The sequence below is a fragment of the Pseudomonas sp. HY2-MNA-CIBAN-0224 genome (assembly GCF_040310285.1).
GTDB classification, from domain to species: Bacteria; Pseudomonadota; Gammaproteobacteria; order Pseudomonadales; family Pseudomonadaceae; genus Aquipseudomonas; species Aquipseudomonas helleri.
Genome location: NZ_JBEOPQ010000046.1, coordinates 1 through 24,971, shown reverse-complemented (window position 1 = coordinate 24,971; position 24,971 = coordinate 1). Strand labels below are relative to the sequence as shown.

At 60.7% G+C, this 24,971-nt stretch carries 24 protein-coding genes; 9 read left to right on the top strand and 15 right to left on the bottom strand.

What is annotated here, in order from left to right:
• Positions 1-93: 93 nt before the first annotated feature.
• The 3 genes from AAEZ03_RS18640 to rnd all read right to left on the bottom strand — a co-directional run bounded on the left by AAEZ03_RS18640 (position 94) and on the right by rnd (position 2,552).
• The gene (locus tag AAEZ03_RS18640; RefSeq protein WP_350580598.1) at positions 94-1,026 is read right to left on the bottom strand and encodes a D-2-hydroxyacid dehydrogenase; all 933 of its coding nucleotides are present in this window, start codon (positions 1,024-1,026) and stop codon (positions 94-96) included.
• 102 nt (positions 1,027-1,128) lie between these two features.
• A complete protein-coding gene (locus tag AAEZ03_RS18635) occupies positions 1,129-1,422 on the bottom strand; it encodes a YcgL domain-containing protein (RefSeq protein ID WP_282363845.1) in 294 nt (97 codons plus the stop codon).
• Positions 1,419-2,552 carry a ribonuclease D gene (rnd, locus tag AAEZ03_RS18630; RefSeq protein ID WP_048368653.1) on the bottom strand — a complete coding sequence of 378 codons (1,134 nt, stop codon included), beginning with the start codon at positions 2,550-2,552 and terminating at the stop codon, positions 1,419-1,421. Before rnd ends, AAEZ03_RS18635 begins: the two co-directional genes overlap by 4 nt.
• Before the next feature lie 303 nt (positions 2,553-2,855).
• Here rnd and ampC point away from each other — a divergent pair, with 303 nt between their 5' ends.
• On the top strand, positions 2,856-4,007 hold the full coding sequence (gene ampC, locus AAEZ03_RS18625; RefSeq protein ID WP_502947932.1) for a class C beta-lactamase: 1,152 nt from the start codon (positions 2,856-2,858) through the stop codon (positions 4,005-4,007).
• Here the strand turns inward: ampC and AAEZ03_RS18620 are convergent.
• Positions 4,004-4,648, bottom strand: a complete 645-nt coding sequence (locus AAEZ03_RS18620) for a class I SAM-dependent methyltransferase (RefSeq protein WP_350580591.1) — start codon at positions 4,646-4,648, stop codon at positions 4,004-4,006. The genes ampC and AAEZ03_RS18620 overlap by 4 nt on opposite strands.
• 234 nt (positions 4,649-4,882) lie before the next feature.
• On the bottom strand, positions 4,883-6,262 hold the full coding sequence (locus tag AAEZ03_RS18615; RefSeq protein ID WP_048368803.1) for a glutamine synthetase family protein: 1,380 nt from the start codon (positions 6,260-6,262) through the stop codon (positions 4,883-4,885).
• Between the two features lie 528 nt (positions 6,263-6,790).
• Between AAEZ03_RS18615 and poxB the strand changes: the two genes are divergently transcribed.
• The gene (gene poxB / locus AAEZ03_RS18610) at positions 6,791-8,512 is read left to right on the top strand and encodes a ubiquinone-dependent pyruvate dehydrogenase (protein ID WP_350580588.1); all 1,722 of its coding nucleotides are present in this window, start codon (positions 6,791-6,793) and stop codon (positions 8,510-8,512) included.
• Positions 8,513-8,549: 37 nt separating this feature from the next.
• Here poxB and AAEZ03_RS18605 read toward each other — a convergent pair whose 3' ends face one another.
• From AAEZ03_RS18605 to AAEZ03_RS18560, 10 genes are all read right to left on the bottom strand, one after another.
• Positions 8,550-9,704 carry an iron-containing alcohol dehydrogenase gene (locus AAEZ03_RS18605; RefSeq protein ID WP_350580586.1) on the bottom strand — a complete coding sequence of 385 codons (1,155 nt, stop codon included), beginning with the start codon at positions 9,702-9,704 and terminating at the stop codon, positions 8,550-8,552.
• Between the two features lie 95 nt (positions 9,705-9,799).
• Positions 9,800-10,954, bottom strand: a complete 1,155-nt coding sequence (locus tag AAEZ03_RS18600; RefSeq protein WP_350580583.1) for an iron-containing alcohol dehydrogenase — start codon at positions 10,952-10,954, stop codon at positions 9,800-9,802.
• 8 nt (positions 10,955-10,962) lie between these two features.
• Positions 10,963-11,610 (bottom strand): ATP-binding cassette domain-containing protein, encoded by a 648-nt coding sequence (locus AAEZ03_RS18595; RefSeq protein WP_123750328.1) that lies wholly within the window; start codon positions 11,608-11,610, stop codon positions 10,963-10,965.
• Positions 11,607-12,377, bottom strand: a complete 771-nt coding sequence (locus AAEZ03_RS18590; protein WP_048368660.1) for an ABC transporter ATP-binding protein — start codon at positions 12,375-12,377, stop codon at positions 11,607-11,609. The genes AAEZ03_RS18595 and AAEZ03_RS18590 overlap by 4 nt, the downstream gene beginning before the upstream one ends.
• A complete protein-coding gene (locus tag AAEZ03_RS18585; protein ID WP_153357155.1) occupies positions 12,374-13,318 on the bottom strand; it encodes a branched-chain amino acid ABC transporter permease in 945 nt (314 codons plus the stop codon). The genes AAEZ03_RS18590 and AAEZ03_RS18585 overlap by 4 nt, the downstream gene beginning before the upstream one ends.
• Complete coding sequence (locus AAEZ03_RS18580) at positions 13,319-14,218, bottom strand: branched-chain amino acid ABC transporter permease (RefSeq protein ID WP_048368662.1); 900 nt, start codon at positions 14,216-14,218, stop codon at positions 13,319-13,321. It lies immediately after the preceding gene.
• A 117-nt stretch (positions 14,219-14,335) separates the two neighbouring features.
• A complete protein-coding gene (locus AAEZ03_RS18575) occupies positions 14,336-15,658 on the bottom strand; it encodes an ABC transporter substrate-binding protein (protein WP_153375314.1) in 1,323 nt (440 codons plus the stop codon).
• 28 nt (positions 15,659-15,686) lie between these two features.
• Positions 15,687-17,000: an ABC transporter substrate-binding protein gene (locus AAEZ03_RS18570; RefSeq protein ID WP_048390071.1), complete on the bottom strand. Its 1,314-nt coding sequence runs from the start codon at positions 16,998-17,000 to the stop codon at positions 15,687-15,689.
• A 202-nt stretch (positions 17,001-17,202) separates the two neighbouring features.
• Positions 17,203-18,510, bottom strand: coding sequence for a sigma-54-dependent transcriptional regulator (locus AAEZ03_RS18565; RefSeq protein ID WP_350580576.1), 1,308 nt, complete (start codon positions 18,508-18,510; stop codon positions 17,203-17,205).
• Between the two features lie 60 nt (positions 18,511-18,570).
• Positions 18,571-20,292, bottom strand: coding sequence for a sensor histidine kinase (locus tag AAEZ03_RS18560; RefSeq protein WP_350580574.1), 1,722 nt, complete (start codon positions 20,290-20,292; stop codon positions 18,571-18,573).
• Positions 20,293-20,436: 144 nt separating this feature from the next.
• Here AAEZ03_RS18560 and AAEZ03_RS18555 point away from each other — a divergent pair, with 144 nt between their 5' ends.
• The 7 genes from AAEZ03_RS18555 (at position 20,437) to AAEZ03_RS18525 (ending at position 24,893) form a co-directional block, all read left to right on the top strand.
• Positions 20,437-20,688 carry a ParD-like family protein gene (locus AAEZ03_RS18555; protein WP_048368667.1) on the top strand — a complete coding sequence of 84 codons (252 nt, stop codon included), beginning with the start codon at positions 20,437-20,439 and terminating at the stop codon, positions 20,686-20,688.
• Positions 20,685-21,476, top strand: coding sequence for a type I methionyl aminopeptidase (gene map / locus AAEZ03_RS18550; RefSeq protein ID WP_350580571.1), 792 nt, complete (start codon positions 20,685-20,687; stop codon positions 21,474-21,476). Before AAEZ03_RS18555 ends, map begins: the two co-directional genes overlap by 4 nt.
• Positions 21,477-21,609: 133 nt before the next feature.
• A complete protein-coding gene (locus AAEZ03_RS18545; RefSeq protein ID WP_350580569.1) occupies positions 21,610-22,431 on the top strand; it encodes an SDR family NAD(P)-dependent oxidoreductase in 822 nt (273 codons plus the stop codon).
• A gap of 35 nt (positions 22,432-22,466) precedes the next feature.
• Positions 22,467-23,516, top strand: coding sequence for an AraC family transcriptional regulator (locus tag AAEZ03_RS18540; protein WP_153375306.1), 1,050 nt, complete (start codon positions 22,467-22,469; stop codon positions 23,514-23,516).
• A gap of 18 nt (positions 23,517-23,534) precedes the next feature.
• On the top strand, positions 23,535-24,194 hold the full coding sequence (locus tag AAEZ03_RS18535; protein WP_350580567.1) for an NAD(P)H-binding protein: 660 nt from the start codon (positions 23,535-23,537) through the stop codon (positions 24,192-24,194).
• Between the two features lie 50 nt (positions 24,195-24,244).
• Positions 24,245-24,757, top strand: coding sequence for a GNAT family N-acetyltransferase (locus tag AAEZ03_RS18530; RefSeq protein WP_048390094.1), 513 nt, complete (start codon positions 24,245-24,247; stop codon positions 24,755-24,757).
• The gene (locus AAEZ03_RS18525; RefSeq protein ID WP_227024788.1) at positions 24,741-24,893 is read left to right on the top strand and encodes a hypothetical protein; all 153 of its coding nucleotides are present in this window, start codon (positions 24,741-24,743) and stop codon (positions 24,891-24,893) included. Before AAEZ03_RS18530 ends, AAEZ03_RS18525 begins: the two co-directional genes overlap by 17 nt.
• Positions 24,894-24,971: the final 78 nt, after the last annotated feature.

Below are 24,971 nucleotides of genomic sequence, written 5' to 3'. Positions count from 1 at the left end.
GTAGGAGCGAGCTTGCTCGCGATCTTTCAAGATCAAAAGATCGCGAGCAAGCTCGCTCCTACAGTGGGGGTGAGTTTTCAGTGAATGGAGCCTTTAGTACCCGCGTGCGAAGTCCACTTCTCCACGCAGCGGCTCGCCCGCTTGGTACGCGCGCAGGTTGTCGATGAACAGTTGCACCATCATCGGCGGTGAGGTGGGTGCCGAGCTGTGGCCGGTCAGCAGCAGACCCCAGGCAGTCCAGAACGGGTGTTTGGCCGGTAATGGTTCTTGGCGGCAGACGTCAATGATGGCGCCGGCCAGGTGCCCCAGACGCAGTGCTTCAACCAAGTCTGCATCCACCACCGCCACACCCCGCCCGGCATTAATGAAGACGGCGTTGGGGTTGAACAGAGCAAATAGCTCGGCATCGTACAGGTCGTGGGTTTCAGGGGTGTTGGGCAACAGGTTGATCACGTAGTCCATCTGCGTGACCAAACGCGGCAGATCATTCAAGGTCGCAACCTCGGTGAACGGCGCCTGTTCCCGCGCGCTGCTGGCAATGGCGTACAACTCAACGCCGAATGGTTGCAGGAACTGCGCCACGGTCTGGCCGATGTCACCTGCCCCGACGATCAAGACCTTGCGCCCGACCAGGCTCTGGCCCGTGCGATTGTCCCATTTGCGCTCGACCTGGCTGACCAGCCGCGCCATCACTTCACGTTCGTGACCGAGCATGTAGGTCAGTACGTATTCGGCCATGACCTGACCAAAAATACCGACCGCACGGCTCAGCCGGTAATCGCGCCCCAACCCTTCAGCGAGTAATGGGGTGATCCCCGCCCATGTCGATTGCAGCCATTGCGGCGTATGCCCTTGGCGCAACAGGGTGGCCATCAGGTCTGGCTGGCCCAGCCACACCGGGCAGTCGGCAGCCAACTGCGCCAGTTGCGCCGAGTCGCCGCTGGTGTGCACTTGCAGTTCAGGGGCCGCTTGTTGCAAGAGTTGGGCGTACAGCGAGTAATCTTGCTCGGCAATCAGGACACGCATGCTTCTAACCTTATTAAAACCATTGCCAGCCGCCGCGCCCGGGTTTGCTCCATTGCGTTCAGCCACCGGCAATCAAAGTGAGTCTGTTCTGCACCAGTGCCTTTACACAGGGTCGTTACGACGCAACAGCTCTTCAGGCAAGTGCTCGATGTATTCGTCTTCGGCCGGCGGCATTTGCAGGTGGTAGCCCTGATTGACCAGATTTTCCAGGACTTTGCCGATGTCTTCACGGGCCAGTGTGCGCGCCGGGGTCAGCACCAGGTCGAAGGCGTGCTGCGGTTTGCCAAAACCACTCAACAGGGTTTCTGGCACACGCTCCAGTGCTTCGGCTTTTAACACGTACAGGTACATGCCGTTGCGTTTTGGGCTGCGGTAGATCGAGCAAATATGTTTCAAGACGGTTCTCCAGCGTCGGCCAGGCAATCAAGCAGCGCCTGGCCCATCAACTCACGGCGCCAACCGCGCAGTGAATCGGGCAATTGATAAGGCCCCTCGGGGTAGCCGCTTTTGAGCAGGGCTTCGAGGGTTTTCTTGCGCAGCATCAGCTCAGGCGCAATGTTCAGACGCTCAGCCTCGGCCTGACCGATGGCACGCAGGCGCTTGACCAGCGCAGCAGCCTCGACCGGCAACGGCTCAGGCACGGCCGGGGGCCATTGGTCCGGGCCCAGGCTGCTTGCCCGCTTGATCAGATCCAGCAGGAACTCGCCATCCTGACGCACCGTGCGCGGGTGCATGTCTTCAATGCGCGCCAGGGTCACTAGGTTATCTGGCTGGGTTTTGGCCAATGGCCACAGCGCATGCTCACGCACCACACGGTTGCGTGGCAGGTCCCGGGCACGGGCTTGCAGCTCACGCCAGGCGCACACTTCGCGCAACACCGCGAGTTGCTGACGCGAGAGTTTCCAGGCCAGTTTGGCCTCTCGGTACACCTCGTAAGGGTCGACCTCACGGCGCAGGTTGGCCACCAGTTCGGCGCCGTCCTCCAGCACCCAGTTGTACTTGTCATCCGACAGGCGCGGACGCAACTGCACATACACCTCAGCCAGATGCTGGGCATCTTCAGCGGCGTAGCTGATCTGCGTTTCCGACAACGGGCGTTGCAACCAGTCAGAACGGGTTTCGCCTTTAGGCAGGTCGAGGTCGAGCACCTCTTTGACCAGCCTCGAATAACCCATCGAGAAGCCCAGGTTCAGATAGGCCGCTGCCAGTTGGGTGTCGAACAACGGCGCAGGCAAGCTGCCCGTCAGGCGCAACAGCACTTCCAGGTCTTCACTGCACGCATGCAGCACTTTAACCACCGCCGGGTTTTCCAGCAGTGCAGCCAGCGGCTGCCAGTTGTCGATGGTCAAGGGGTCAATCAGAAAAGCCCGTTCGCCGTCGCCAATTTGAATCAGCCCGGCAATCGGGTAAAAGGTGTCGACCCGCATAAATTCGGTGTCGAGGGCTATGAATGGCAAGTGTTGCCATTCGGCACAATGTTGGCCGAGGCTATCGTTGTCGCGAATCCAGTGAATATCGATGGCCACACGGCTCTCCCTTGAAGAATGGCGCGCAGTATATATCGCTACCAGGGTATTCCGAGCATCGACTCGCAATCTTGGCGACGAAAAAACCTACGCATTAAAAGGCTATGACCTTCAATACTTCGTTATTTTTTGTCAGTAACTTTATCTCCGCCCATGACTTGACGCGTTTCAGCCTCTAAAATATCGCGCTTGATTTACCCCGATGGCGTCGTTACGAAATATGACGTGACAAGGTAATGAGTGAATCTGGCGTTGTGCCAGGCGCTATACCCACTAATAAAATCGAGACTGCCCTGTATGCGCATTACCCGAACACTCTCCACTGCAGCCTGCGCCCTTGCGCTGAGCACCCTTGCCAGCATTGCCCATGCCGAACCCTTTGCCCCCGACATTGAAGACAGCGTGCAAAAAGCCGCGAAAGCGCTGATGCAGCGGTACGAAGTGCCTGGCCTGGTCATTGCCATCAGCGACAAGGGCAAACAGCAGTTCTACAGTTTCGGCCTGGCCTCCAAAGAAACCGATGCCAGAACAACCCCCGACACGCTGTTTGAAGTCGGTTCGATCAGCAAACTGTTTACCGCCACCCTGGCGTCCTACGCGCAAGTCGAAGGCAAGCTGTCTTTCGCCGAGCCGGTCAGCCATTACCTGCCGCAGTTGCAAGGCAGTGCGTTCGGCAAAGTGCCGCTGTTGCATCTGGCAACGCACACGGCCGGGGGTTTTCCCTTACAAGTGCCAGACAACGTAAAAAACGATGAGCAACTGCTGGATTACCTCAAAAACTGGCAGCCGACCTATCAAGCCGGTACCCACCGAACGTACGCCAACCCCAGCATTGGCATGCTCGGCGTGATCGCCGCCAAGAGCTTGCAGGTGCCGTTCAAGTCGGCCATGCAAAACATGCTCTACCCCGCTTTGGGCCTGAGCAGCACCTATCTGAGCGTGCCGCAGGACAAAATGCCGCTGTATGCCCAAGGGTATGACAAGCAGAACCAGCCGCGCAGGCTCGCCCCGGACGTGCTGGCCGACGAAGCCTACGGCGTGCGGACCAGCGCTCGCGACCTGATTCATTTCGCGCAACTGAACCTGAACACGGGCAAGCCCGCATCGGTGATCGAACGTGCGGTGCAGAACACCCACACCGGCTACTTCCAGATCGGCCCCATGACCCAGGACCTGATTTGGGAGCAATACCCTTACCCGGTCACGCAAGCAGACCTGCTGGAAGGCAACTCAAACACCATGGCCTATGAGACCAACAAGGCCGTGGCATTGAACCCGCCGCTGGCGCCACAAAAAGCCGTATGGCTTAACAAAACCGGCTCCACCTCGGGCTTTGGCGGTTACATCGCGGTACTGCCCGACAAACAGCAGGCCGTGGTGATACTGGCCAACAAAAACTACCCCAACAGTGCCCGCGTAGAGCTGGCCTACGCTATTTTCAAGGCGCTGAATTAAGCGCCTTTGCGCAACACATAAATGCTGCCCTGCGCAAAGCCGGGCAGCACATCGTAATGTTTGAGGATGCTGAAGCCCGCCAGGGCGAACTGCGTTTCAAGCTCATGCTTGCCGATGACCACCCGCTGGCTGTCACGCTGGCGGGTGGTGCGCCCGACCGACACCGACACAATCAACGTGTCGCGGCTTACCCGAGAGAGTTCACGCAAAATGGCCAGGCGATGCTCGCTGTCACTGACGTGATGAAACAGCTGCATGCAAAAAATGCTGTCCACGGCGTTTTCAGACAAATCGATGGAAAACACCGAGCTTTTAAACAGCGTGATGCGTTTTAGCAGGCTGGCAGGATGATGAGTTTGTGCATGGTCGAGCATGCCTTGCGAAGCGTCCGCTGCCAGAATGACCCGGTTGTCGTGCTCGGCCAGCACCGGCCAAAAACGCCCGACGCCACAGGCCACATCGAACACCAGCCCCGGCTCCCCCGCCACTTTAAGTGCCCGGCGAACCAGTCGTTGCTCACGCCACCCTGCCAGACGCCGGACGAGCCCTGATGGCCGCACGGCCAGGCAGACCTGCGCATGTTCGCGGTCGTAACGCTCGGCGAACTCAAGCTCAATGGTGGAAGGTAGCTGCGATGACATGGCCCGCGAACTCTTGTGTTTAGGGATATTCAACACAAAGGTTAAGGGCCAACCAGTGAAAAAAATGTTAGGAAAGTATGAAAAGCAGCGTGAAACATGCACGTATTAAACATCCTGTAGCCGCTGACGAGGTACGAGGCTGCGATGGGTTGCAAAGCGACCCCAAGCGGCGGTCCTGCGGCCCGCATCGCAGCCTCGTACCTCGTCAGCGGCTACAAGGGCACTGCCTCGCGATTACGCCTGCTGCAAATACCAGCGCCAGTCCTGCTCGCCCACTTCGCCCATGAACTGGCGGTACTCGCCGTTTTTCACGGCCAGATACACCTTCAGGAACTCCGGGCCAAATGCCTCTTTGGCCCATTCCGATGCTTGTAGGGCGCGTAAGGTAGTCAGCCAGTCGGTTGGCAGCAATTCGCTGGCCTGGGCGTAGCCATTGCCTTCAATCGGCGCACCCGGATCACGCTGCTCACGGATCCCGCGATGAATACCGGCCAAAATGGCCGCAGCGGCCAGGTACGGGTTGGCGTCTGCGCCACAAATTCGGTGCTCAATGTGCCGCGAATACGCCGGGCCGCCGGGGACACGCAAACTCACGGTGCGGTTGTCGACTCCCCAGGTCGCGGCCAGCGGCGCGTAGCTGTTGCTCTGGAAACGGCGATACGAGTTGGCATTCGGGCAAAACATCAGCAACGAGTCGAGCAAGGTACTGAGCATGCCGCCCACCGCGTGTTTGAGCAGCGGCGTCCCGGCCGGTGCCTCGCTGGCGAACAGATTGTTGCCGTCCTTGTCGGCCAGGCTCACGTGCATGTGCAGACCGGTGCCAGCGAGGTCATCAAACGGCTTGGCCATAAAACACGCGACCATGCCGTGCTTGTGCGCCACGCCCTTGACCAGGCGCTTGTAGCGCACGGCTTCGTCCATGGCCTGCAAGGCATCGGCGCGGTGTTCAAGGGTGATTTCGACCTGCCCCGGTGCATATTCAGAAATCGCCGTGCGCGCCGGTATCCCTTGCAGTTTGCAGGCACTGTACAAGTCAGCGAGGAACGGCTCGATTTGCTCCAGCTCACGCAGCCCGTACACCTGGGTTGCACGTGGCCGCTGACCGTCGGCATCACGGGCCGGTTGCGGGCGCCCGTTGCTGTCGCGCTGTTGATCAAGCAGGTAAAACTCCATCTCGGCCGCCATCACCGGGTAGTAGCCGTCAGCTTTGAGGCCATCAATAACCTTGGCCAGCAAATGCCGCGGGTCGGCCACTGTGGCTGGCATGCCCTGGGTCGGGTGCATGCTGACTTGCACGGCGGCGGTGGGGATCAAGCGCCACGGCATGCGCTGCAAACTGCCGCTGATCGGGTAGGCCCGGCAGTCAATATCGCCCACGTCCCACACCAACCCGGTGTTCTCGACGTCATCGCCGTTAATGCTCAGGCCCAGAATCGTGCTCGGCAGCGGACGCCCGCTTTCATACACCGCCAGCAACTCATCGCGGTGCAGCAACTTGCCGCGCGGCACACCGTTGTTGTCGATGATAAACAGCTCGAACATCTCGATATCCGGGTTCAGTTCCAGAAAGTCGAGGGCTTCATTCAGCGGGGCAAACGGGGTCGTAGCAGTCATGGTCATGCTCATCATTTCGTATCAGACAGGCGCACGGGCGCGCCGAGGCAACTGCGCCTTTTCAAGGCAGCAGGCAGTCAGGACTTAATGCGAAACACGAGTATCCGGCGGGCGGGCATGCCGGCAGTGGAACAGGGCCCAAAAGGCCAATTTGGAAGGGAGTGCACAACGGCTGGAGGGGCAAGGGGCAAAGTAACGGGACCGAACGCCACGCAATAGCGGTGTCTGCGACACACTGCGTCGTTCATGCGCTCCTCGCGAACCACCCATACCTTCGACCTTGGTCAACACTGAAGTCGTAGCCTCACACGACTGGGTGACCCGATGCAACACAGAGTTTCAGATATTCAGTTGCAGGCTGACTAAACATTAATCGCCCAGCCGCGCGCTAGAGAGCGGCACGGTTGTGGCACATGAACAGATTTTCATCGAACGTTTTAAAAACCGGCAAGGTCGGATGCAGTGTCTATCCTGCTTGGGCAAAGGTAACCCAAGCCATCTTTTATCTGACTTTGAGAGGCGTCCTCCGTGTCCAGAACAGTAGCCGATTTCATCACCGAGACTTTTCAGCAAGCCGGCGTTAAACGTGTGTATGGCGTGGTCGGCGATTCTTTGAACGGCTTTACCGACTCACTGCGCCGCCAGGAGCAGATCAAGTGGATTCACATGCGCAATGAAGAAGCCGCAGCCTTTGCCGCAGGCGCTGAAGCGCATTTGACCGGCGAACTGGCGGTGTGTGCCGGCAGTTGCGGGCCTGGCAACCTGCATTTGATCAACGGCCTGTTCGACGCCCATCGCAGCGGTGTGCCGGTGCTGGCGCTGGCCGCGCATATTCCGGGCAGCGAAATCGGCATTGACTACTTTCAGGCCACGCACCCCGAGAGCCTGTTCAAGGAGTGCAGCCACTACGTGGAGCTGGTATCACGTCCCGAGCAACTGCCGCAAATTCTGGAGCGCGCCATGCGCATCGCCATCGCCAAGCGCGGGGTAGCGGTGGTGGTGATTCCGGGGGACGTGGCGCTGCAGGAAACCGAAGCCGAAGTCCCGAACTGGCTCACCCCGACTCAGCCGCTGGTGCGCCCCAGCGACAGCGATATCGATGAGTTGGCGGCGTTTTTGAATGACGGCAAAAAAGTCACCCTGCTGTGCGGCGCCGGTTGCGTCGATGCCCACACCGAGATCCTCGCCCTGGCCGAACGCCTGAACGCACCCATCGTGCATGCGTTGCGCGGCAAGGAGCATGTGGAGTACGACAACCCGTATGACGTCGGCATGACCGGGCTGATCGGTTTTGCCTCGGGTTATCTGGCCATGAAAAACTGCGACACGCTGCTGATGCTCGGCACCAACTTCCCCTATCGGCAGTTCTACCCGGAGCACGGCCACATCGCGCAGATCGACCTGCGACCCGAAGCGCTGGGCAATCGCTGCGGCCTGGAGTTGGGGCTTCTCGGCGATGTGAAGCTGACGTTACAGGCTGTACTGCCCAAGCTGGCGCAAAATCCGGATCGCGATCACCTTGAATCAGCCCTTAAGGATTACAAAAAAGCCCGCCAGGACCTCGATGCCCTAGCTGAAAGCGGCCCCAACAGCGACATCATCCACCCGCAGTACTTGAACCGTCTGGTCAGCGAACTGGCGGCCGAGGATGCGATTTTCACCTGTGATGTCGGCACCCCGACCGCATGGGCCGCCCGTTACCTGAAAATGAACGGCCAGCGCCGCCTGGTCGGCTCGTTCAACCACGGCTCGATGGCCAACGCCATGTTGCAAGCCATCGGCGCGCAGGCGACCTTCCCTTACCGGCAGGTGATTTCAATGTCGGGCGATGGCGGTTTCACCATGATGATGGGCGACTTTTTGACCCTGAATCAGGTGGGTTTGCCGGTCAAAGTCATTGTGCTGAACAACGGCACCTTGGGCTTTGTTGAGATGGAAATGAAGGCGGCCGGTTTCCCGGACGTGGGCTGCGACCTGGACAACCCTAACTTTGCCGCGATGGCCGAAGCCATGGGCGTCAAAGGGATTCGCGTCGAGCACCCGTCCCAGCTGGAAGCCGCATTGCGCGAAGCCTTCAGCCATGACGGCCCGGTGCTGGTGGACGTAGTCAGCGCCCGTCAGGAGCTGGTGATGCCACCGACAAAAACCTTCGAACAAGCCAAGGGCTTTAGCCTGTTCATGCTTAAAACCGTGATGGATGGCCGCGCCAAGGAGTTGATTGATCTGGCCAAGGTCAATCTATTGCGCTGAACGAAATAGCGGCGCCTTGGGGCGCCGCTGCTGTGGCTTAGAAAATACCCCGGTAAATCGCTTCAACCTCCTGCTCGTTCATGTCGCACGGGTTGCTGTCGATCAAGCGCCGAATGCCCACCACCACCTCGCTGGCCATCACCGCCAGCGACGGCTCATCCACCTTCAACGCAGACAAACGCAGCTCCAGACCGCTGTCCTCGACCAGGCTTTCAATGGCTCGCACAAAGGCTTCTGCGGCGCTGGCTTCGTCGGCAAAATGCTCGCCCGGCAACAGGTGCGCCGCCAGTTCGGCGTATTGGCGCTGAGCCGTGGGCAAGTTAAAGCGGAGCACCGGGGCCATGACCAAAGCGTTGGCGTGGCCGTGGGGGATGTGAAAGCGCGCACCCAGCGGATACGCCAGGGCGTGAATCGCCGCCACCGACGCATTGACGAACGCCATGCCCGCCATCAACGACCCTTGCAGCATGGCCGTACGCGCTGGCAGGTCCGTGCCGTCAGCCAGCACTTTGCGCAGGTTGCTGCCCAGCAAGCTCAATGCGGCCGTGGCCAGACCATCGGAAATCGGGTTTTTCCGGGTGCGGCTGGTGTAGGCCTCAATCGCATGCACCATGGCGTCCAGCCCCGTGGCCGCCGTCACTTTGGGCGGCAGGCCCAAGGTCAGCAGCGGGTCGAGAATGGCCACGTCCGGCAGTAATTGCGGCGAATAGACCGCCTGTTTTTTGTTCTGCGGATCGGTGATCACCGACACCCACGTCACCTCCGAACCGGTGCCCGAGGTAGTCGGCATCAGCACCAGCGGCACCCGTTTGCCACGGGCTTTGTCGGTGCCGTAGAGGTGTTCCAGCGGCTGTTCGCTGTTGGTCAGCAGAGCGACCAGCTTGGCGGCGTCCAGTGAACTGCCGCCGCCCAGGCCCAGCACGCCGTCGGCCTGGAAAGCTTTGGCCTCGCGGGCGGCTTGCTCGACCACGGCTGAAGACGGGTCCGGCGTGACGTGATCAAACACCGCCACCGCGCACCCGGCGGCTTCGAGTACCGCTTGTGCGCGCCCGGCAAAGCCGAGGCTGACAATCCCCGGATCGCACACCAGCAGCACCCGCTGCGCCCCCAGGCCACGGAACACAGTGCCAAGTTCTTGCAGTGCCCCAGCTTCGCAAATGATGCGTGGCACGCTTCTGAATTCATGGTTCATCGCTGACTCCTGTTAACTGATGAAATGCACCGCCTCGCGATCTTTTGATCGTTTAAAAGATCGCGAGGCGAGCTCGCTCCTACAGGGCCCGGCGTTTACAACACCGAGGTGTAGAGGGCGTGGATGTCGTCGCGGTTTAGCGGGCGGGGGTTGTTGATCAGCAGACGCTCGATTTTCAAGGCGTCATCGGTTAATTGATTGATGTCTGATTCGGTGACACCCACTTCGCTCAGGCGCTGTGCAAACGGCATGCGCGCCACCAGCCGGGTCATAAAGTCGATAAAGCCGTCGCACGCCTCACGGGGGCTGGCGAAGCGCTGCCCCGGCAACACCGCACTGGCCAATTGCGCGTACAAGGCTTCGGCGGCCGGGCGGTTGAAGTTCAACACCGGCACCAACACCAAGGCATTGCTCAAGCCGTGGGGCACATGGAAATGCCCGCCCAGCGGATACGCCAGCGCATGCACTGCTGCCACCGGCGCGTTGGCGAAGGCCATGCCCGCCAGCATCGAGCCCAGCAGCATGTTTGAACGTGCCTGCAAATCACCGGGCTCGGCCAGCACGCGGTCCATGTTGGCCGCCAGCAAAGTCAATGCCTGCACCGCCAAGCCATCCGACAGCACGTTTTTTTTGTGTGCGCTGGTATAGGACTCGATGGCATGGACCATGGCATCCACACCGGTCATGGCACTGACAGCAGCGGGCAGGCCGACCGTCAGCCGCGCATCGAGCAACGCGATATCGGGGTACAGCAGCGGGCTGACCACGCCCTTTTTCTCGTGGCTCGGGGTGGTGACAATGGCCACCGCAGTGACTTCCGACCCTGTGCCTGCGGTGGTCGGAACCTGGATCAGCGGCAAGCGCGGGCCTTTGGCCAGGCCGATGCCGTAGATGCCCTCCAGCCTTTGTTCGTGGCCGCAGAGCAAGGCCACCAGTTTGGCGATGTCCAGCGAGCTGCCGCCGCCCAGGCCAATGACCGCCTGCGCACGGCATTCGCGCGCCACCGCCACCGCGTCTTCCACGCAGGCCACCGGCGGGTCGGCCTGCACGTCGCTGTACAACGTGACCTGCAAGCCGCTGTCGCGCATGGCGTTGATCGGCGCGTCGAGCAAGCCTGCACGCAGCAAACCGGGGTCGCTGACCAGCAACACCCGCTCGGCATTCAGTTCTCGGCACAAGGCGCCCAGGCGCAGCGCGCCGTCGATTTCACAGATCACCCGTGGCGTGGTTTCAAAGGTAAATGTTGACATGGCGGTCCCTACCCTGCGGTCACGCTGCCGCGCTCGATGCGAAAGAGCGCATCGACCAGATCGGCAGAATGAGTGTCATCGGATTCAGATATCAGCACGCACAGCCCTTCACGGCCGAGCTTGGCGATCACTTCGCTCAGGCGCCGGGACAACACTGGCGCCACCCCTTCAAACGGCTCATCGAGCAACAGCAACGTGTGCCCCGGCATCAACGCCCGCGCCAGCGCCACCAGCTTTTGTTGCCCGCCGGACAATTGCATGGCCTTGCGCTCACGAAACTGGGCGATCTCCGGAATCAGGCTGTAGACCCACTCCAGACGGCGCTGGCTGTCAGGCAATTTGTTGGCCCAGACCGGCAGCAAGATGTTCTCTTCGACGGTCAGCGCCGGGATCAATCGGCGGTCTTCGGGCAGGTAGCTGATACCCGCTGCGGCGCGGGTAAACCCCGGCCGGTTGCGCAGGTCCTGGCCGGCAAATGTGATCGACCCCGAGTCAGCGTCGAGCAGGCCCATGATGGTGCGGATCAACGTGGTTTTACCGGCGCCGTTATGACCGATCAAACCGACCATTTGCCCGGCGCCCACGTGCAACGACACGTCATGCAAAATCGGCACGCCTTCGATCGAAACGTGCAGGTTGCGAATATCCAGACTCATTGCGCTGCCCTCTTGTGAGCGTTTGGCCCGCCGGTGACAAACTCTTGCACGCGGGGGTTGGCCAGTACCGCTTCAGGCGCCCCGTCGGCCAGCACTTCACCGCTGTAGAACGCCAGAATTCGCGACACGTAGCGGCGCACCACGTCCATGTCATGTTCCACAAACAGCACCGTCACCTGATGCTGTGCGACCACGCGCATCACGGTGTCCATAAGGGCGGTTTTCTCTTCGGCACTGACGCCGCTGGTGGGCTCATCGAGCAGCAGCATTTGCGGGTCACCGATCAATGCCATGGCAATGTCGATCAATTTGCGCACGCCTTGCGGTACCGCCGTGACCAACGTGTCGCGCCAGCGGCTGATGTCGAACTCGGCCAGAATCGCATCCGCCTGGGCAATGCGTGACGCATTGCGCATCGGCGCCAGCAGCGACGGGAACGGGCTTTGCGCGGCCGAAACGGCAATCAGCAGGTTGTCCAGCACGCTCAGTTGGGGGAACAACTGCGCGACCTGGAACGAACGCGCCATGCCCGCCCGGGTGATTGCCCTGGGTGTGCGGCCAAGGATCGACTGGCCGTTGAAGAGGATCTCGCCACGGCTGGGTTTCAGGTAGCCGGTGACCATGTTGATAAACGTGGTTTTACCGGCGCCATTGGAGCCAATCACCCCGACCACTTCGCCTTTGTGGATGCGCACGTTGACGTCTTTGGCCGCCGTTACGGCGCCAAATTCCTTGCACAGCCCTTGGGTTTCAAGAATGCAGTTCATGCCTTTGCCCTCCGCGCTTGCCCGGTGAACAGGCTCCACAAGCCTTTAGGCAGGAACACAATGATCGCCAACAGGGTGAAGCCCAGAATCATCTGCCAACTGTGCGGCACCAGCTCGATGGCGTAGGTGCGCACCACGGCAAACAGAATGGCCGCGATAAACGGCGCGGCGACGTGGGCGGTACCGCCCAGCAGGGCGATGAAGACGAATTCGCCGGAGGTGATCCAGTAGGCCATTTCCGGGTCGATGTGCCCGGCCGACAACGCCATGAAACCGCCACCCAACGCCGACACGGCAGCGGCCGCGACGTAGTTCATGTACAGCACCCAGCGCGGTGACTGGCCGAGGTATTCGACGCGCACTTCGTTTTCACGGATGGCTTCGCACATCATCCCGGCGCTGCTGCGGCTGTAGCGGTGCAGCAACACCGCCAGCAGCCCCGAGCAGGCGACGATGATGATAAACAGCGCTAGCGGCGCCTGCCCGGCAGCAGGTGTCCAGCCAAACAGGGTCCAGGCCTTGACGTTGAAACCGTCCGTGCTGCCCAGCGCCGAGCTTTTGACCAGCACGCCGTACAAAATCATCGAGAACGCCAGCGACAGCATGGCGAAGAAAATCTCCCGGTAGCGGGTCATCAACAGCCCCAGCAGCATGGCCAGCAACACTGCCGCCCCCACTCCGATCAACAGCAGCAGGGCCAGGTCGGTGATATCCAGAAAGTGCCCGCTCATGCCCACCGCGTAACCGCCGATGCAGAAGAACAAGCCCTGGCCAAAGGTCACCAGCCCGGCGCGCATTTGCATGACCACGCCTTGCACCACCATGGCCTTGGCCAGCGCCATGGTCAGCAGAAACACCAGCCATTGCGGGGCAATCACACCGCCTGCGGCCAGCAGCACGGCAACGCCGAGCAGAATCAATTCGGTTTTACTCAGGCGCATTTAGATTTTCCTCGCCAGTACACGGCCGAACAGCCCTTGAGGACGCACCGCCAACACCAGCGCCATCACCCCGTAGATCACAAAAAGTTCGAACTCTGGCGCGTAATGCACGGCAGCGGCGCGGCTCAAGCCCACCAGCAAGGCGCCCACTGCAGCGCCTTCGATGCTGCCCATGCCGCCGATCACCACCACGGCAAATGCCAGCACGATAACTTCAACGCCCATGCCCGGCACCACCGAGATCGCCGGTGCGGTCAAGGCGCCCGCCAACGTGCCGAGCATGGTGCCCAGCACAAACACCAGGGTGAACATGCGCCGCACGTTGACACCCATGGCCATGGCCACTTCGCGGTCGTGGATCACTGCGCGCAGCACCTTGCCCTGGTGCGTACGCTCCAGCCATAACCACAGGCCCAGGCCCAGCACCAACGAGATGCCCACCAGCATCAAGTCGTAATTCGACACCTTGAGCCCGGCCAGCGCGCTGCGGCCCATCTCGGCATAGGGCTGATAGGCGAAATACGGATTCACGCCCCAGATCATCTTCATGGTGTCTTCGAGGATCAGCAGCAGCGCGTAGGTGATGATCACCATCAGCACTTCGTCGCGGCCGTACATAAAGCGCAGCAGGCCGCGCTCGATGATCAGCCCGACGATCAGCCCGGCCACCAGCGCGCAGCCGAGCATCAGCAGATACCCGACCCAGACCGGGCCAATGCCGTTATTGAAATACCAGCCCACCAGAGACGCAGCGGTGTAGGCGCCAATGGCGTAAAAGCTGCCGTGGGCCATGTTCAGGATGCGCATCACCCCGTAGATCACCGTGAGCCCGGCCGCGACCAGAAACAGCCACGAGGCATAAATGGTGCCGTCAATCAGCACCGCGAAAAGACTCATCATTGAGGTCCTACCTTGGCAAGAAGGTGGCAATACCTGTAGGAGCGAGCTTGTCTCGCGATCTTTTGATCGTTTAAAAGATCGCGAGGCAAGCTCGCTCCTACAGTGGCCGTTAACGGATCAGTTGCACTGCGCGCCGGGGAAGCCGGCCTTGATCCAGTCCAGCGCGGTGGTGCCATCCGGCGGGGTCACGCACTCGCCCGAGAAAGCGATGACGTTTTGCACGCCGCCCTTTTTGGTCGCCGGGTCGTATTGGTATTCGCCGTAGGCAATCCCTTGCATGGCTTGATGGCCATCGGCGCGGGCCATTTGCACGGTGCCGGACACCGACTCAAAGGTCGCACCCTTGAACGCCTGGGCGATTTGCAGCGGGGTCGGGATTTTGCCTGGCTCAACCTTGGCGTTTTCCGCCGCGTGCTTGAGGCCCAATATGGCCTGGGCCATTTTGCTGGCCGGGTACGTCGGCGCGGTTTTGTAGGCGGCCTGGTACTGGCCTTTGAACCAGCCGTTGAGGGTGTTATCCGGCGCAAAGGCACCGAACGGGCCACGGCCACCAATGATCATGCCGTTAGGCGCCTGATCCTTATAACGGTCGATGGCCGACTCGCCGCAGGTCAGTACCGCCGTGGCGTCTTCGAGCAAGCCACGGGCGTTGGCTTGCAACACCAGAGCTTCCATGTCGCCGCCCCAGAAGCTGGAGTGGATGATGTCCGGGCGCTTGACCGAGATCGCGGAGATTTCAGCGCCGTACTGGCCCTGGAACACTTTGGGCATTTGCGACTCCACCACTTTGGCCTTGGGCATCAGTTGCTCCATGGAGTGGGTGAAGTCGTTCCAGCTGTCCTGGCCCCAGGCGTAGTTCTGCTGAATACCGGCGACTTTCTGTGCGTCCGGGCGCACCTTGGCCAGGTAACGGGCGGCGCCAATGTTGTCCACCGCCGCATCGAGGCTGGTGCGGAACACGTACTGCGGGGTTTTGTCTTCTTTGAACAACTGCGAGGTGCCGCAGTCGTAGAACACCGTCATGGCGCCCAGCTCTTCGGCAACCGGCGCAATGGCCAGGCAGTCTCCGGAAGAGATATAGCCCACCACCGCATCGACCTTCTGGCGCTGCACCAGGTTGCGGAACTCCTCGACCTGCTTGGCCGCCCCGCCCGCTTCGTCAATCATGACCATTTCAATTTCGGCACCGTTGATGCCGATCTTGTCGTAAGGCGCAGGCAACTGGCCTTTGTTCAAGCCTTCGACCAGCACCTTGGCGGCATTCGCTGACGGCTCGCCAAATGGGCCAGCGGCCGGCCCCGACAAGAAGGTCACCACGCCAATGCGGAACTTGCCGTTTTCAGCAGCCTGTACCCCGGCGCTTAATGACAGCGCCAGCCCGGCAGCCGTGATGGCAAAGGCCAAAGGGTGTTTCAACATGCTTTTCTTGGAATTATTCATGCTTGCTTCTCGGTCAAGGTGCGAGCCGCTAGGGCTCGGCGACGGGTTTACGCGCGGCCAAACGCCGCTTCAGGGTGGCGCTGTCGAGCTGTAGCTCTTGCGCCGAATACACCGACCAGTCACCCAGCATCAGTTGGGCAGGCGGGTAATCGGTATTGCTGACCGGCGTGCCAATGGCCTGGCTCTGCTGGATTTGATGGGTCACCGGGTCGATGCGTGAAAAGCTGCCGGGCGGGTCTTCGGGCAAGGCGATGTCCAGGCCTTCGAGGGCACGGATCAGGGCCTGGGTGTCGGTCACCCCGCCGGTTTTCTCAAAGGCTTTGGCCATCACCATCACCACGCTGTAGGCGCCTTGCGCGGCGTAGGTCGGGTAGCGCCCGCTCAACTGATGAAAGCGCTCGACAAACGAGCGGTTGCGCGGGGTGTCGGGCCAGTTGTTGTGGTGGCGCGCCGACAGAATCAGCCCGGCTGGCGCCTTGTTGCCCAGCGACACCAGAAAGTCGTAATTGGCCCCGGTGTCGAAGTTCGCCAGCCGCGAGGTTTCCAGCAAGCGGCTACCGGCGGCCTGTTTGACAAAGGCATGGAAGTCGCCGCCCCAGATCGCCGAAACGATGATGTCGGGCCGGGCCTGTTCCAGCGCGGTGATGTACGGCGAGTAATCAGGTTCGTACAGACGCGGCCATAACTCGATGACGTCATCGAACTTCACCCCCAACTGGTTCAGGGCTTCGTGCAAGTCATCGCGGGACACATGGCCGTATTCGTAGTCAGGGCCAATGAACGCCAGACGCTTCCAGCCGGTTTTTTTCTGCAAGGCTTGCAGGTACCGCGCGCCTGCCGCCATGGAGGTCCAGGTGTCATTGGTGACGCGAAAATAGTACGGATGGCCGTTTTCCAGGGTCATGCGCGACGAGGCGTGATCGGAGCCGATCATCAGCACTTTTTCCTGGCGGGCCAGTTGGCTGACGGCCAGCGCCACACCGGACGAAACCATGCCGCACAGCACTTGCACGCCGTCCTTGTGAATAAAGCTCTTGGCCAGGCTGACGCCGTAGGAGGCTTTGGACTGGTCGTCATCGACAATTACCCGCAGGCGCGGCACGGGCTCACCGGCCACGCGGCGGGTTTGCAATTCATTGAGTGCGACTTGAATGCCGAGGATGCTGTCGTGGCCATAAATGGCGGCGCGCTCGGTCATCGGGTACAGGCAGCCCAGGGTCAGGTCGGCGTCAGCGGCCGGCACGCCTAATTCCAGACGGCCGACGTCGGCGCTGGACAAGGGGCTGGCAAGCAGAGTGCTCAGGGTCAGGAGGCCACAGGCCCATTGACGCAACGGGGACATAAATTCCTTTGGGCGTTGAAAACGCCTCTTGTTGGAGTGCGGGAAGGGACAGAGCAAGGGCTGTGCCAACACAATAAAGACTGTAGGAGCGAGCTTGCTCGCGAGCTTTTAAGGGTCAAAAGATCGCGAGCAAGCTCGCTCCTACAGGTTTTTAGTGTTCCGTTGAGCGGTTTGCGCTCAACACGCGCGCGGGTGTGAGCGCTTAGCGCTCAATGCCCAGCCGTTGCAGGCGGCGTTTGAGCGCGTGGCGCGAAATGCCGAGCAATTGCGCGGCCAGACCTTTGTGGCCCGCCGAGCGGCTGAGCGCATCGGTCACCAACTCGCGCTCGGCACGTTCGAGCTGGTCGCCCAGCACGCTGGATGCCTCCACCTCTTGCCCTTGCAAGGGCGCGGGCAGCATCGCCGCGCTGATGCCTTGGCCCGGCAACAGAATGGTCAGGCGCTCAACCAGATTCTTCAGTTCGCGCACGTTGCCGGGCCAGCGATGACGGCGCAGCGCCGCCACGCAATCGGGCAAAAACTGGATCGGACTGACGCCCTCTTCAACCGCCTGGCGCTGGGCAAAATACTGCGCCAGCAACAGCAGGTCTTCGCCGCGCTCACGCAAGGCCGGGATGTCCACCGTGATGACGTTCAAGCGGTAAAACAGGTCTTCACGAAACCGCCCCAGACGCACATCGTCGGCCAGGTCCCGGTTGGTCGCCGCCACCACCCGCACGTCGGCACTGCTGGCCTGGCTGGCGCCCACCGCACGGTAGCTGCCGTTTTCCAGAAAGTGCAGCAACTTGGCTTGCAGGCTCAACGGCAACTCGCCGATTTCGTCAAGAAACAGCGTGCCGCCGTTGGCCTGGCTGACCAGCCCGGCGCGCTTTTGATGGGCGCCGGTGTAGGCGCCTTTCTCCGAGCCGAACAGCTCGGCCTCGATCAACTGCTCGGGCAAGGCGGCGCAGTTCACTTCGATAAACGCGCTGGCAGCCCGTGAACTGTGCGCGTGCAACGCTTGGGCGACCAAGGTCTTCCCGGTTCCGGACTCACCCAACAGCAGAATCCGCGTGGCCGAGCTGCGGGCAATCCGTTGCACCGCCGCGTGCAGCGTGCTCATGGCCGGGCTTTGCCCTTGCAGGCCGGGCACCGGTGACTCAGGCGTGTCCAGGGCCAAGGTGCTGCTGATGGTGGCGAGCAAGTCATCCAGCTCAAAGGGTTTGGTCAGGTAATCAGTGGCACCGCTCTTGACCGCCTGCACCGCCGCCCGGGTATCGCCGTGGGCAGAAATCATGATCACCGGCAGGTGCGGGCTGCGCTGGCGCAAGCCATCCAGTGTGGCCATACCGTCGATGCCCGGCAGGCCCAGGTCCAGCAAGACAATGTCGATGTCATCCAGCACCTGTTGCAGCGCCGCCTCGCCACTGTTGGCCGTGCTGATACGCATGCCCTCCCCGCGCAATGCATAGCTGAGCGAGCGCACCAGCGCTTCTTCATCGTCGACGATTAACACGTGAACATCAGGCATCTGTGTCTCACTTTTACGTATTCAAAATGATCGGTAGCCGCTGACGAGGCCCGCAGGCGGCTACAAAAACCGGGTGAACGCAGGGAAATCGAGCGCCACCTGTGTGCCCTCACCCACGCGGCTGACGATGTGCATGCGCGCGTCGTTGGCCTCCAGCAGTTGCTGGCTGATGCTCAATCCCAAGCCGGTGCCCTGGGGTTTAAGGGTGAAAAATGGCTGGCGAATCTGCTCCAGGTGTTCGGGCGAAATGCCGCAGCCCTGATCGATGATCAACACCCGCACCCGCCCTTGGCCTGTCTCGGCGCACAAGCGCACCACGCCGCCCTCCGGGCTGGCCTGCACAGCGTTCAAACACAGGTTGAGCAGCACTTGGCGGGCTTGATCCGGGTCGACGAACAATTGCAAATCCCCTGCCGACTCGCACAGCAGTTCGATATTGCGCGCTTGCAAGTGGGGGGCGACCATCGCCGCCGTGTGCTCGAACAGGTGCGCCACCGAGACCACCCGCGGTTTGGCCGGGTGCGGGCGGCCATATTCGAGCAGGTCATTGGTGACCCGTGACAAGCGGTCGATTTCCTTGACCAGGTCACTCAGCAGGTGCCGCCGCTCGGGTTCTTGCTCGCGGCGCAGCAAGGCTTGCACCGTGGTTTTCATGGTCGCCAGCGGGTTGCGCACTTCATGGGCCACACCCGTGGCGAAGGTGCCCAATACGGCGAGGTTTTCGCTGCGTACGGTCTGGTCCATGACCTGCGCCAGACGTTCGGCCATCACGTTAAAGGCGCGGGCCACATGGCTGATTTCATCGTCCTTGGGTTGTAGCGCGAGGCGATAGCTCAAGTCGCCCATGGACAGTTGATGGGCACCTTGCAGCAAGGTGCTGACCCGCGCGCGCAACTGCCGCGAGAGGGTAAAGAAGACGATGAGGATAAACCCGATAAATCCCGCCGCCACCCAGTACAGCCACCAGCGCGCATCGTTCAGGGGCTTGAGGATGGCCCCCGGCTCGACACTGAACACCAGTTGCCAGCCGGGCAAAATCATCGGCCCTTCGTGCCATTGCCCCGGCGCCTTGACGGGCCGCCCGGTGGGGTCGATAAACGCACCGCCAGGCACGCGCAACAAAGGCGCAACCACGCCGCCCATGCCCGCGCTGACCAGCAACTCGCTCAAGGAGGCCAGGCGCAAATGCAGGGCTATGCGCACCTTCTGGTTGGTACGCCCGATGCGGATGCTCTTGCGGATCAGAAAGCTGCCCGAGCCGCCCGCCTTGGGCAGCAGCGGCCCTATCACTTCGACATCGCCGACCCATTGCACCGGCAAACCGGCGATGGACCAGTGTTCACTGCCCCAGTACGGCTCCCCCGACGCAGACTGGCCCGGCAGTACTTTGATCAAGCGGTCCTGCTCATCAAAAAACAGCACGCCGTACATAAAGGGCAAGTCCCCTTCCAGCTTGAGCAGCGAGTCGACGTCGCTGATCAGCCGCGATTGATCAACTATGAATTCAGGCATGTTGGGGTGATTGGACAGCGCCGAGAGCTGGTAGAAGCGATCATCCAGAAAGGAAGACAAGCGGTTGGCCGTCGACAATGCCTGGGCATCCAGCCGCTCGCCGGTGAGGCGGTTGAGCAAGTCCTTGGCCAGTTGCTCATAAAAAATCGCCAGGGTAATCAGCGCCACGCTCATGACCACAACGGACAGCAACGTATAGCGCGCCACCAGGCTACGGTGTGGCCGGGCAAGCCACTGCAACAACACATGGAGGGAAGAGTCGGGGTTCATGGCGTTCTTGATTGTTTTTGTAATGGCCCCAGCATAGGGATCGACCCTTGGGCCTGTCCATGACTGCGTGTTGCAGATTTCGTGGCTCATCGCCTAATATACGTTTCGCTTACATTCCATATACATTTCATATTGGGTCATTTGATGGGCATCGTAAAAATCTCGGACGCCATGCACGAAAATCTGCGCATCGCCAGCAACGCGCTCAGTCGCTCGATCAATGCTCAGGCAGAGCACTGGATGCGCATTGGCATGCTCACAGAGCTGTACCCGGATCTGGATCACAACCAGATCAGTCGTTTACTGATTCGCGCCGAGCTTGAGGGCGGTCTCGATTTAAAACAGCTGTGCCAATTGGCTGATTCGGCACAGGCTGCAGCAGGAGCCCGCCCATGAGAGCGCACGTGGTTATCAACACACCGGCCCAAATCGCCCAGTCCAAAGTCGCCGGCATGCTCGCGGCTGAAGTACTGGCGATGATCACCCCGCACGTCAAAGCAGGGGTGACCACCGACCAGCTCGACAAGATTTGCCATGACTACATCGTCAATGTGCAAAAGGCTATTCCCGGCAATGTCGGCTACCACGGCTTCCCGAAAACCGTGTGCACCTCGGTCAATGAAGTGGTGTGCCACGGCATCCCGTCGGGCCGGGTGCTGCACGATGGCGACATCGTCAACATCGACATCGCCGTGGTGAAGGATGGCTGGTACGGCGACACCAGCCGCATGTACTACGTGGGCGAACCGAGCCCGCAAGCGCGGCATCTGGTCAAGACCACGTATGAGGCCATGTGCGCCGGTATTCGCCAGGTTCGCCCCGGTGCAACCCTGGGCGACATTGGCCACGCGATCCAGACCGTTGCCGAAAAAGAAGGCTTCAGCGTGGTGCGCGAGTACTGCGGCCACGGCATCGGCAAGGTTTATCACGACGAACCGCAGATCCTCCATTACGGTTATCCCGGCCAGGGCATGAAGCTTAAAACCGGCATGATTTTCACCGTCGAGCCGATGCTCAACGCGGGCAAGCGCCACGTCAAAACCCTGGCTGACCAGTGGACCGTGGTCACCAAGGATTTGTCGCTGTCGGCCCAGTGGGAACACATGGTGGCGGTGACCGACAACGGCTTTGAAGTGCTGAGCCCTTGGCCTGATGCGATTGAGGAGTTCGCGCCGATTACCTGAGTTGCAAGCACAATGGCGCCTTCTGCAAGCCACTTGGCGCCTTGCTGCTAGTGTGTAAAGGCGGCCAGCCGAGCATTATTTGTTCAGGCGCTGAGGCAGGTGTTTCAGCGGTTTCTAACGAAGAGGTGTTCGAATGTCCAAGATCTGGTTTATCACTGGCAGTTCCCGTGGCCTCGGTCGCTCCATCACTCTGGCTGCCCTGCGCGCCGGGGACCGTGTTGTCGCCACCGCCCGCAAGCCTCAGCAACTCGATGACCTGGTGGCCGAGTTTGGCGATGCGATTTACCCACTGGCGCTGGACGTGACCAACAACGAGCAGGTGGAACAGGCGGTTGACGCCGCCGTGAAGCATTTTGGCCGCCTCGATGTGGTGGTCAACAACGCCGGTTATGGCGATCTGGCTGCGGTCGAAGACGTCACCCTGGAAGACTTCCGCGCCCAAATCGACACCAACTTCTACGGCGTGGTGTATGTGAGCAAGGCGGTTGTGCCGGTCCTGCGTCACCAGGGCAGCGGGCACATTTTCCAGGTCTCGTCGCTGGGTGGGCGCATCGGCATGGCTGGCCTGGGCGCGTACCAGAGCGCGAAGTGGGCCGTCGGCGGCTTCTCCACCGTGCTGGCACAGGAAATCACCCCGCTGGGCATCAAAGTGACCGTGCTTGAGCCGGGCGGCATGCAGACCGATTGGGCCGGCCCGTCGATGACCATCCCGCCTATCAGCGAACCCTACAAACAATCGGTCGGCGCACTGGCCGAGCTGCTCAACTCCCCGGGCATTTTGCCGACCCGTCCGGACCGCGTGGCTGAAATTGTGCTGGAACTGGCCCTCAAGGATGACGCGCCACTGCGTCTGCTGATCGGTAGCGACGCGGTGCAGTACGCTGCCAAGGCCGCGCAAGACCTGGCCGAATCGGATAAAAAGTGGCACGACCTGAGCGTGTCAGCCTCTAACTGAGCCACCCCTGACTGACCTGACATAAAGGAGCCCCCATGTCTGACGCAAGCCGCCCCATCGCCTCTCGTTTCAATGTGCCGGATGCCTTTTGGCAAGGCCTGAAACTGATCGGGCTGGAGCCTTCAGTGGTCCTGCGTCAGGCACGGCTCCCCGTCACGCTGTGCATACGTGAACTGCGTGACCGGCGTCAGGTGAGCACCGAAGAATTCTTTCGCTTGTGGGCCGCCGTGCAGGTCCTCAACCCTGACCCGGCCGCCGCTGTGTTGCTGGTGACCCGGCTTGATTTTGCGACCTTGCCGCCGTCCAGCTTTGCTGCCTTTATCGCCCGTGATTATCGCGACGGTTTGCACCGCCTGGCCCGCTTCAAACAACTGTGCACGCCGGAACGGCTGCTGGTTAATGAAGACGGCCAGACCTGCACCGTCACCATTGACTGGCTGCACACCCCCGAGCTACCGCCCAACCTGCTGGTGGACGCAGCCTTTGCCACCTTCGTAGAACTGGGTCGCCAAGGTACTCGCGTGCACATTACGCCGCGCAAGGTCGAACTGGCCCGTGCAGACGATGGCAGCCCTGCGCTGAGCGAGTTCTACGGCTGCCCTGTGCAGTATGGCGCCGAGCGCAATGCCTTGGTGCTGGACGTGGCGGATCTGGATCGGCCGTTTCCGGGCCATAACCCGGAGCTGCTGGACATGCTCAACCCGGCGCTGATAGCTGCACTGGCCGAGGCCACGGCGTCGGCCAGCATCAGCCTGCAAGTCAAGGCGGCACTCAAGCGCATCCTCGCCAGCGGTCGCCCGGAACTGGCCGACGTGGCGCGGGAACTGGGCATGAGCGAGCGCACTTTGCAGCGGCGTATTACTGAAGACGGCACGAACTTTAGGCAACTGATGCTGGAGACCCGCCAAGAGGTGGTGCGCCATCTGCTCAGCGAACCTTCAATCGAAATTGAAGAAATTGCCTGCCTGCTAGGCTACGAAGACACCAACTCGTTTTATCGGGCGTTTCGTTCATGGGAAGGCACAACGCCAGCGCGTTGGCGCGCCTCGCAAGCCTTGCAACCCATGTCGTCCTCCACTCACTGACGCTAACGGACTACTGAGATGAACATTGTGATGTTTGGCGCCACCGGGATGGTGGGCCAAGGGGTATTGCGTGAGGCACTGGCTGCACAGGACGTGACCCATGTCCTGAGCATTGGCCGCTCTGACAGCGAAACAAGCCACCCCAAACTGCGCACCCTGGTGCATGCCGACCTGCTTGACTACTCGGCCATTGAAGACCTGCTGACGGGCTTTGACGCCTGCTTTTTCTGCCTCGGCGCCTCGGCAGTGGGTATGGACGAAGCCGGGTATTCACGCATCAACCACGACATCCCGCTGGCGGCCGGCCAAGTGCTGTCGCGCCTCAACCCGCAACTGACCTTTACCTATGTGTCGGGCGCCGGCACCGGCAGCCAGTCAGCCATGTGGGCGCGGGTTAAACGGCGCACCGAAACTGACCTGCTGGCGTTGCCGTTCAAGGCGGCTTACATGTTTCGCCCTGGGGTGATCCAGCCGTTGCACGGCGCGCGTTCGAAGACGCCGATGTACAACGCGTTCTATGTGCTGACCTCGCCCTTGCTGTCGATTGCTCGCAAGTTGCTGCCCAAGTACGTGTTATCGACTGAAGAAATCGGCTTGGCAATGCTCGAAGTCGCGCGCCACGGTGCGCCGAAAAGCATTCTGGAGACGGCGGATATTCGGGGATTGGTGAAGGGCTGAGTCAATCGCATGTGTGTGTGTGTGTAGAAGCGAGCTTGAGAGGGATGGCTATGATTCGTGACGCATTACCCGAGGATGCGAAACGCATCGCTCACGTTCATGTCAGTAGTTGGCAACACGCTTATCTTGATCTGATGCCCACTGACTATTTAGCCTCCCTTAGTGCGACATTGCCTCAAAGAGAGACCTATTGGGCCCGCACAATTGAAAGCAAAGACGCTGACGTTTTAGTCGCCGAAGTGGAGGGAATCGTTATTGGTTGGCTTTCACTGGGGCCTTGTCGTGATGAAAACACGCCCGAAGCAGCATCGGGAGAAGTCATGGCGATCTACGTTTTGGCAGAATATTGGAGTAAGGGTATTGGCGCCCAATTGTGGCAGGCGGGCTTTAAGCGTTTGCTTGATCAAGGTTATAAACGCATCACCTTATGGGTTTTATCTGGCAACGAAAGGGCCATTCGTTTCTATAAGGGCCTTGGTGGAACAGAAGAGCCTGGCAGTTGCCGCACGCTCGTGCGTGGTGGCGTGACGCTGGATGAGGTGAGGTATGTTTGGAGCAATTGATTTTCTCTTACGAGCGTGTTCCGACAACGAGTTGTCGACTGAAGAAATCGGCTTGGCCATGCTCGAAGTAGCGCGTCATGGTGCGCCGAAAAGCATTCTGGAGACGGCGGATATTCGGGGATTGGTGAAGGGCTGAGTCAATCACATGTGTGTGTGTGTAGGAGCGAGCTTGCCTCGCGATCTTTTGACCTTTTAAAAGATCGCGAGGCAAGCT

What these genes read in the sequence shown, in the direction of transcription:
- AAEZ03_RS18640 (WP_350580598.1), bottom strand. Translation starts at nt 1,026, where the DNA reads ATGCGTGTCCTGATTGCCGAGCAAGATTACTCGCTGTACGCCCAACTC.
- AAEZ03_RS18620 (WP_350580591.1), bottom strand. Translation starts at nt 4,648, where the DNA reads ATGTCATCGCAGCTACCTTCCACCATTGAGCTTGAGTTCGCCGAGCGT.
- AAEZ03_RS18615 (WP_048368803.1), bottom strand. Translation starts at nt 6,262, where the DNA reads ATGACTGCTACGACCCCGTTTGCCCCGCTGAATGAAGCCCTCGACTTT.
- AAEZ03_RS18605 (WP_350580586.1), bottom strand. Translation starts at nt 9,704, where the DNA reads ATGAACCATGAATTCAGAAGCGTGCCACGCATCATTTGCGAAGCTGGG.
- AAEZ03_RS18600 (WP_350580583.1), bottom strand. Translation starts at nt 10,954, where the DNA reads ATGTCAACATTTACCTTTGAAACCACGCCACGGGTGATCTGTGAAATC.
- AAEZ03_RS18595 (WP_123750328.1), bottom strand. Translation starts at nt 11,610, where the DNA reads ATGAGTCTGGATATTCGCAACCTGCACGTTTCGATCGAAGGCGTGCCG.
- AAEZ03_RS18590 (WP_048368660.1), bottom strand. Translation starts at nt 12,377, where the DNA reads ATGAACTGCATTCTTGAAACCCAAGGGCTGTGCAAGGAATTTGGCGCC.
- AAEZ03_RS18585 (WP_153357155.1), bottom strand. Translation starts at nt 13,318, where the DNA reads ATGCGCCTGAGTAAAACCGAATTGATTCTGCTCGGCGTTGCCGTGCTG.
- AAEZ03_RS18580 (WP_048368662.1), bottom strand. Translation starts at nt 14,218, where the DNA reads ATGATGAGTCTTTTCGCGGTGCTGATTGACGGCACCATTTATGCCTCG.
- AAEZ03_RS18575 (WP_153375314.1), bottom strand. Translation starts at nt 15,658, where the DNA reads ATGAATAATTCCAAGAAAAGCATGTTGAAACACCCTTTGGCCTTTGCC.
- AAEZ03_RS18570 (WP_048390071.1), bottom strand. Translation starts at nt 17,000, where the DNA reads ATGTCCCCGTTGCGTCAATGGGCCTGTGGCCTCCTGACCCTGAGCACT.
- AAEZ03_RS18565 (WP_350580576.1), bottom strand. Translation starts at nt 18,510, where the DNA reads ATGCCTGATGTTCACGTGTTAATCGTCGACGATGAAGAAGCGCTGGTG.
- AAEZ03_RS18560 (WP_350580574.1), bottom strand. Translation starts at nt 20,292, where the DNA reads ATGAACCCCGACTCTTCCCTCCATGTGTTGTTGCAGTGGCTTGCCCGG.
- AAEZ03_RS18555 (WP_048368667.1), top strand. Translation starts at nt 20,437, where the DNA reads ATGGGCATCGTAAAAATCTCGGACGCCATGCACGAAAATCTGCGCATC.
- map (WP_350580571.1), top strand. Translation starts at nt 20,685, where the DNA reads ATGAGAGCGCACGTGGTTATCAACACACCGGCCCAAATCGCCCAGTCC.
- AAEZ03_RS18545 (WP_350580569.1), top strand. Translation starts at nt 21,610, where the DNA reads ATGTCCAAGATCTGGTTTATCACTGGCAGTTCCCGTGGCCTCGGTCGC.
- AAEZ03_RS18540 (WP_153375306.1), top strand. Translation starts at nt 22,467, where the DNA reads ATGTCTGACGCAAGCCGCCCCATCGCCTCTCGTTTCAATGTGCCGGAT.
- AAEZ03_RS18535 (WP_350580567.1), top strand. Translation starts at nt 23,535, where the DNA reads ATGAACATTGTGATGTTTGGCGCCACCGGGATGGTGGGCCAAGGGGTA.
- AAEZ03_RS18530 (WP_048390094.1), top strand. Translation starts at nt 24,245, where the DNA reads ATGATTCGTGACGCATTACCCGAGGATGCGAAACGCATCGCTCACGTT.
- AAEZ03_RS18525 (WP_227024788.1), top strand. Translation starts at nt 24,741, where the DNA reads ATGTTTGGAGCAATTGATTTTCTCTTACGAGCGTGTTCCGACAACGAG.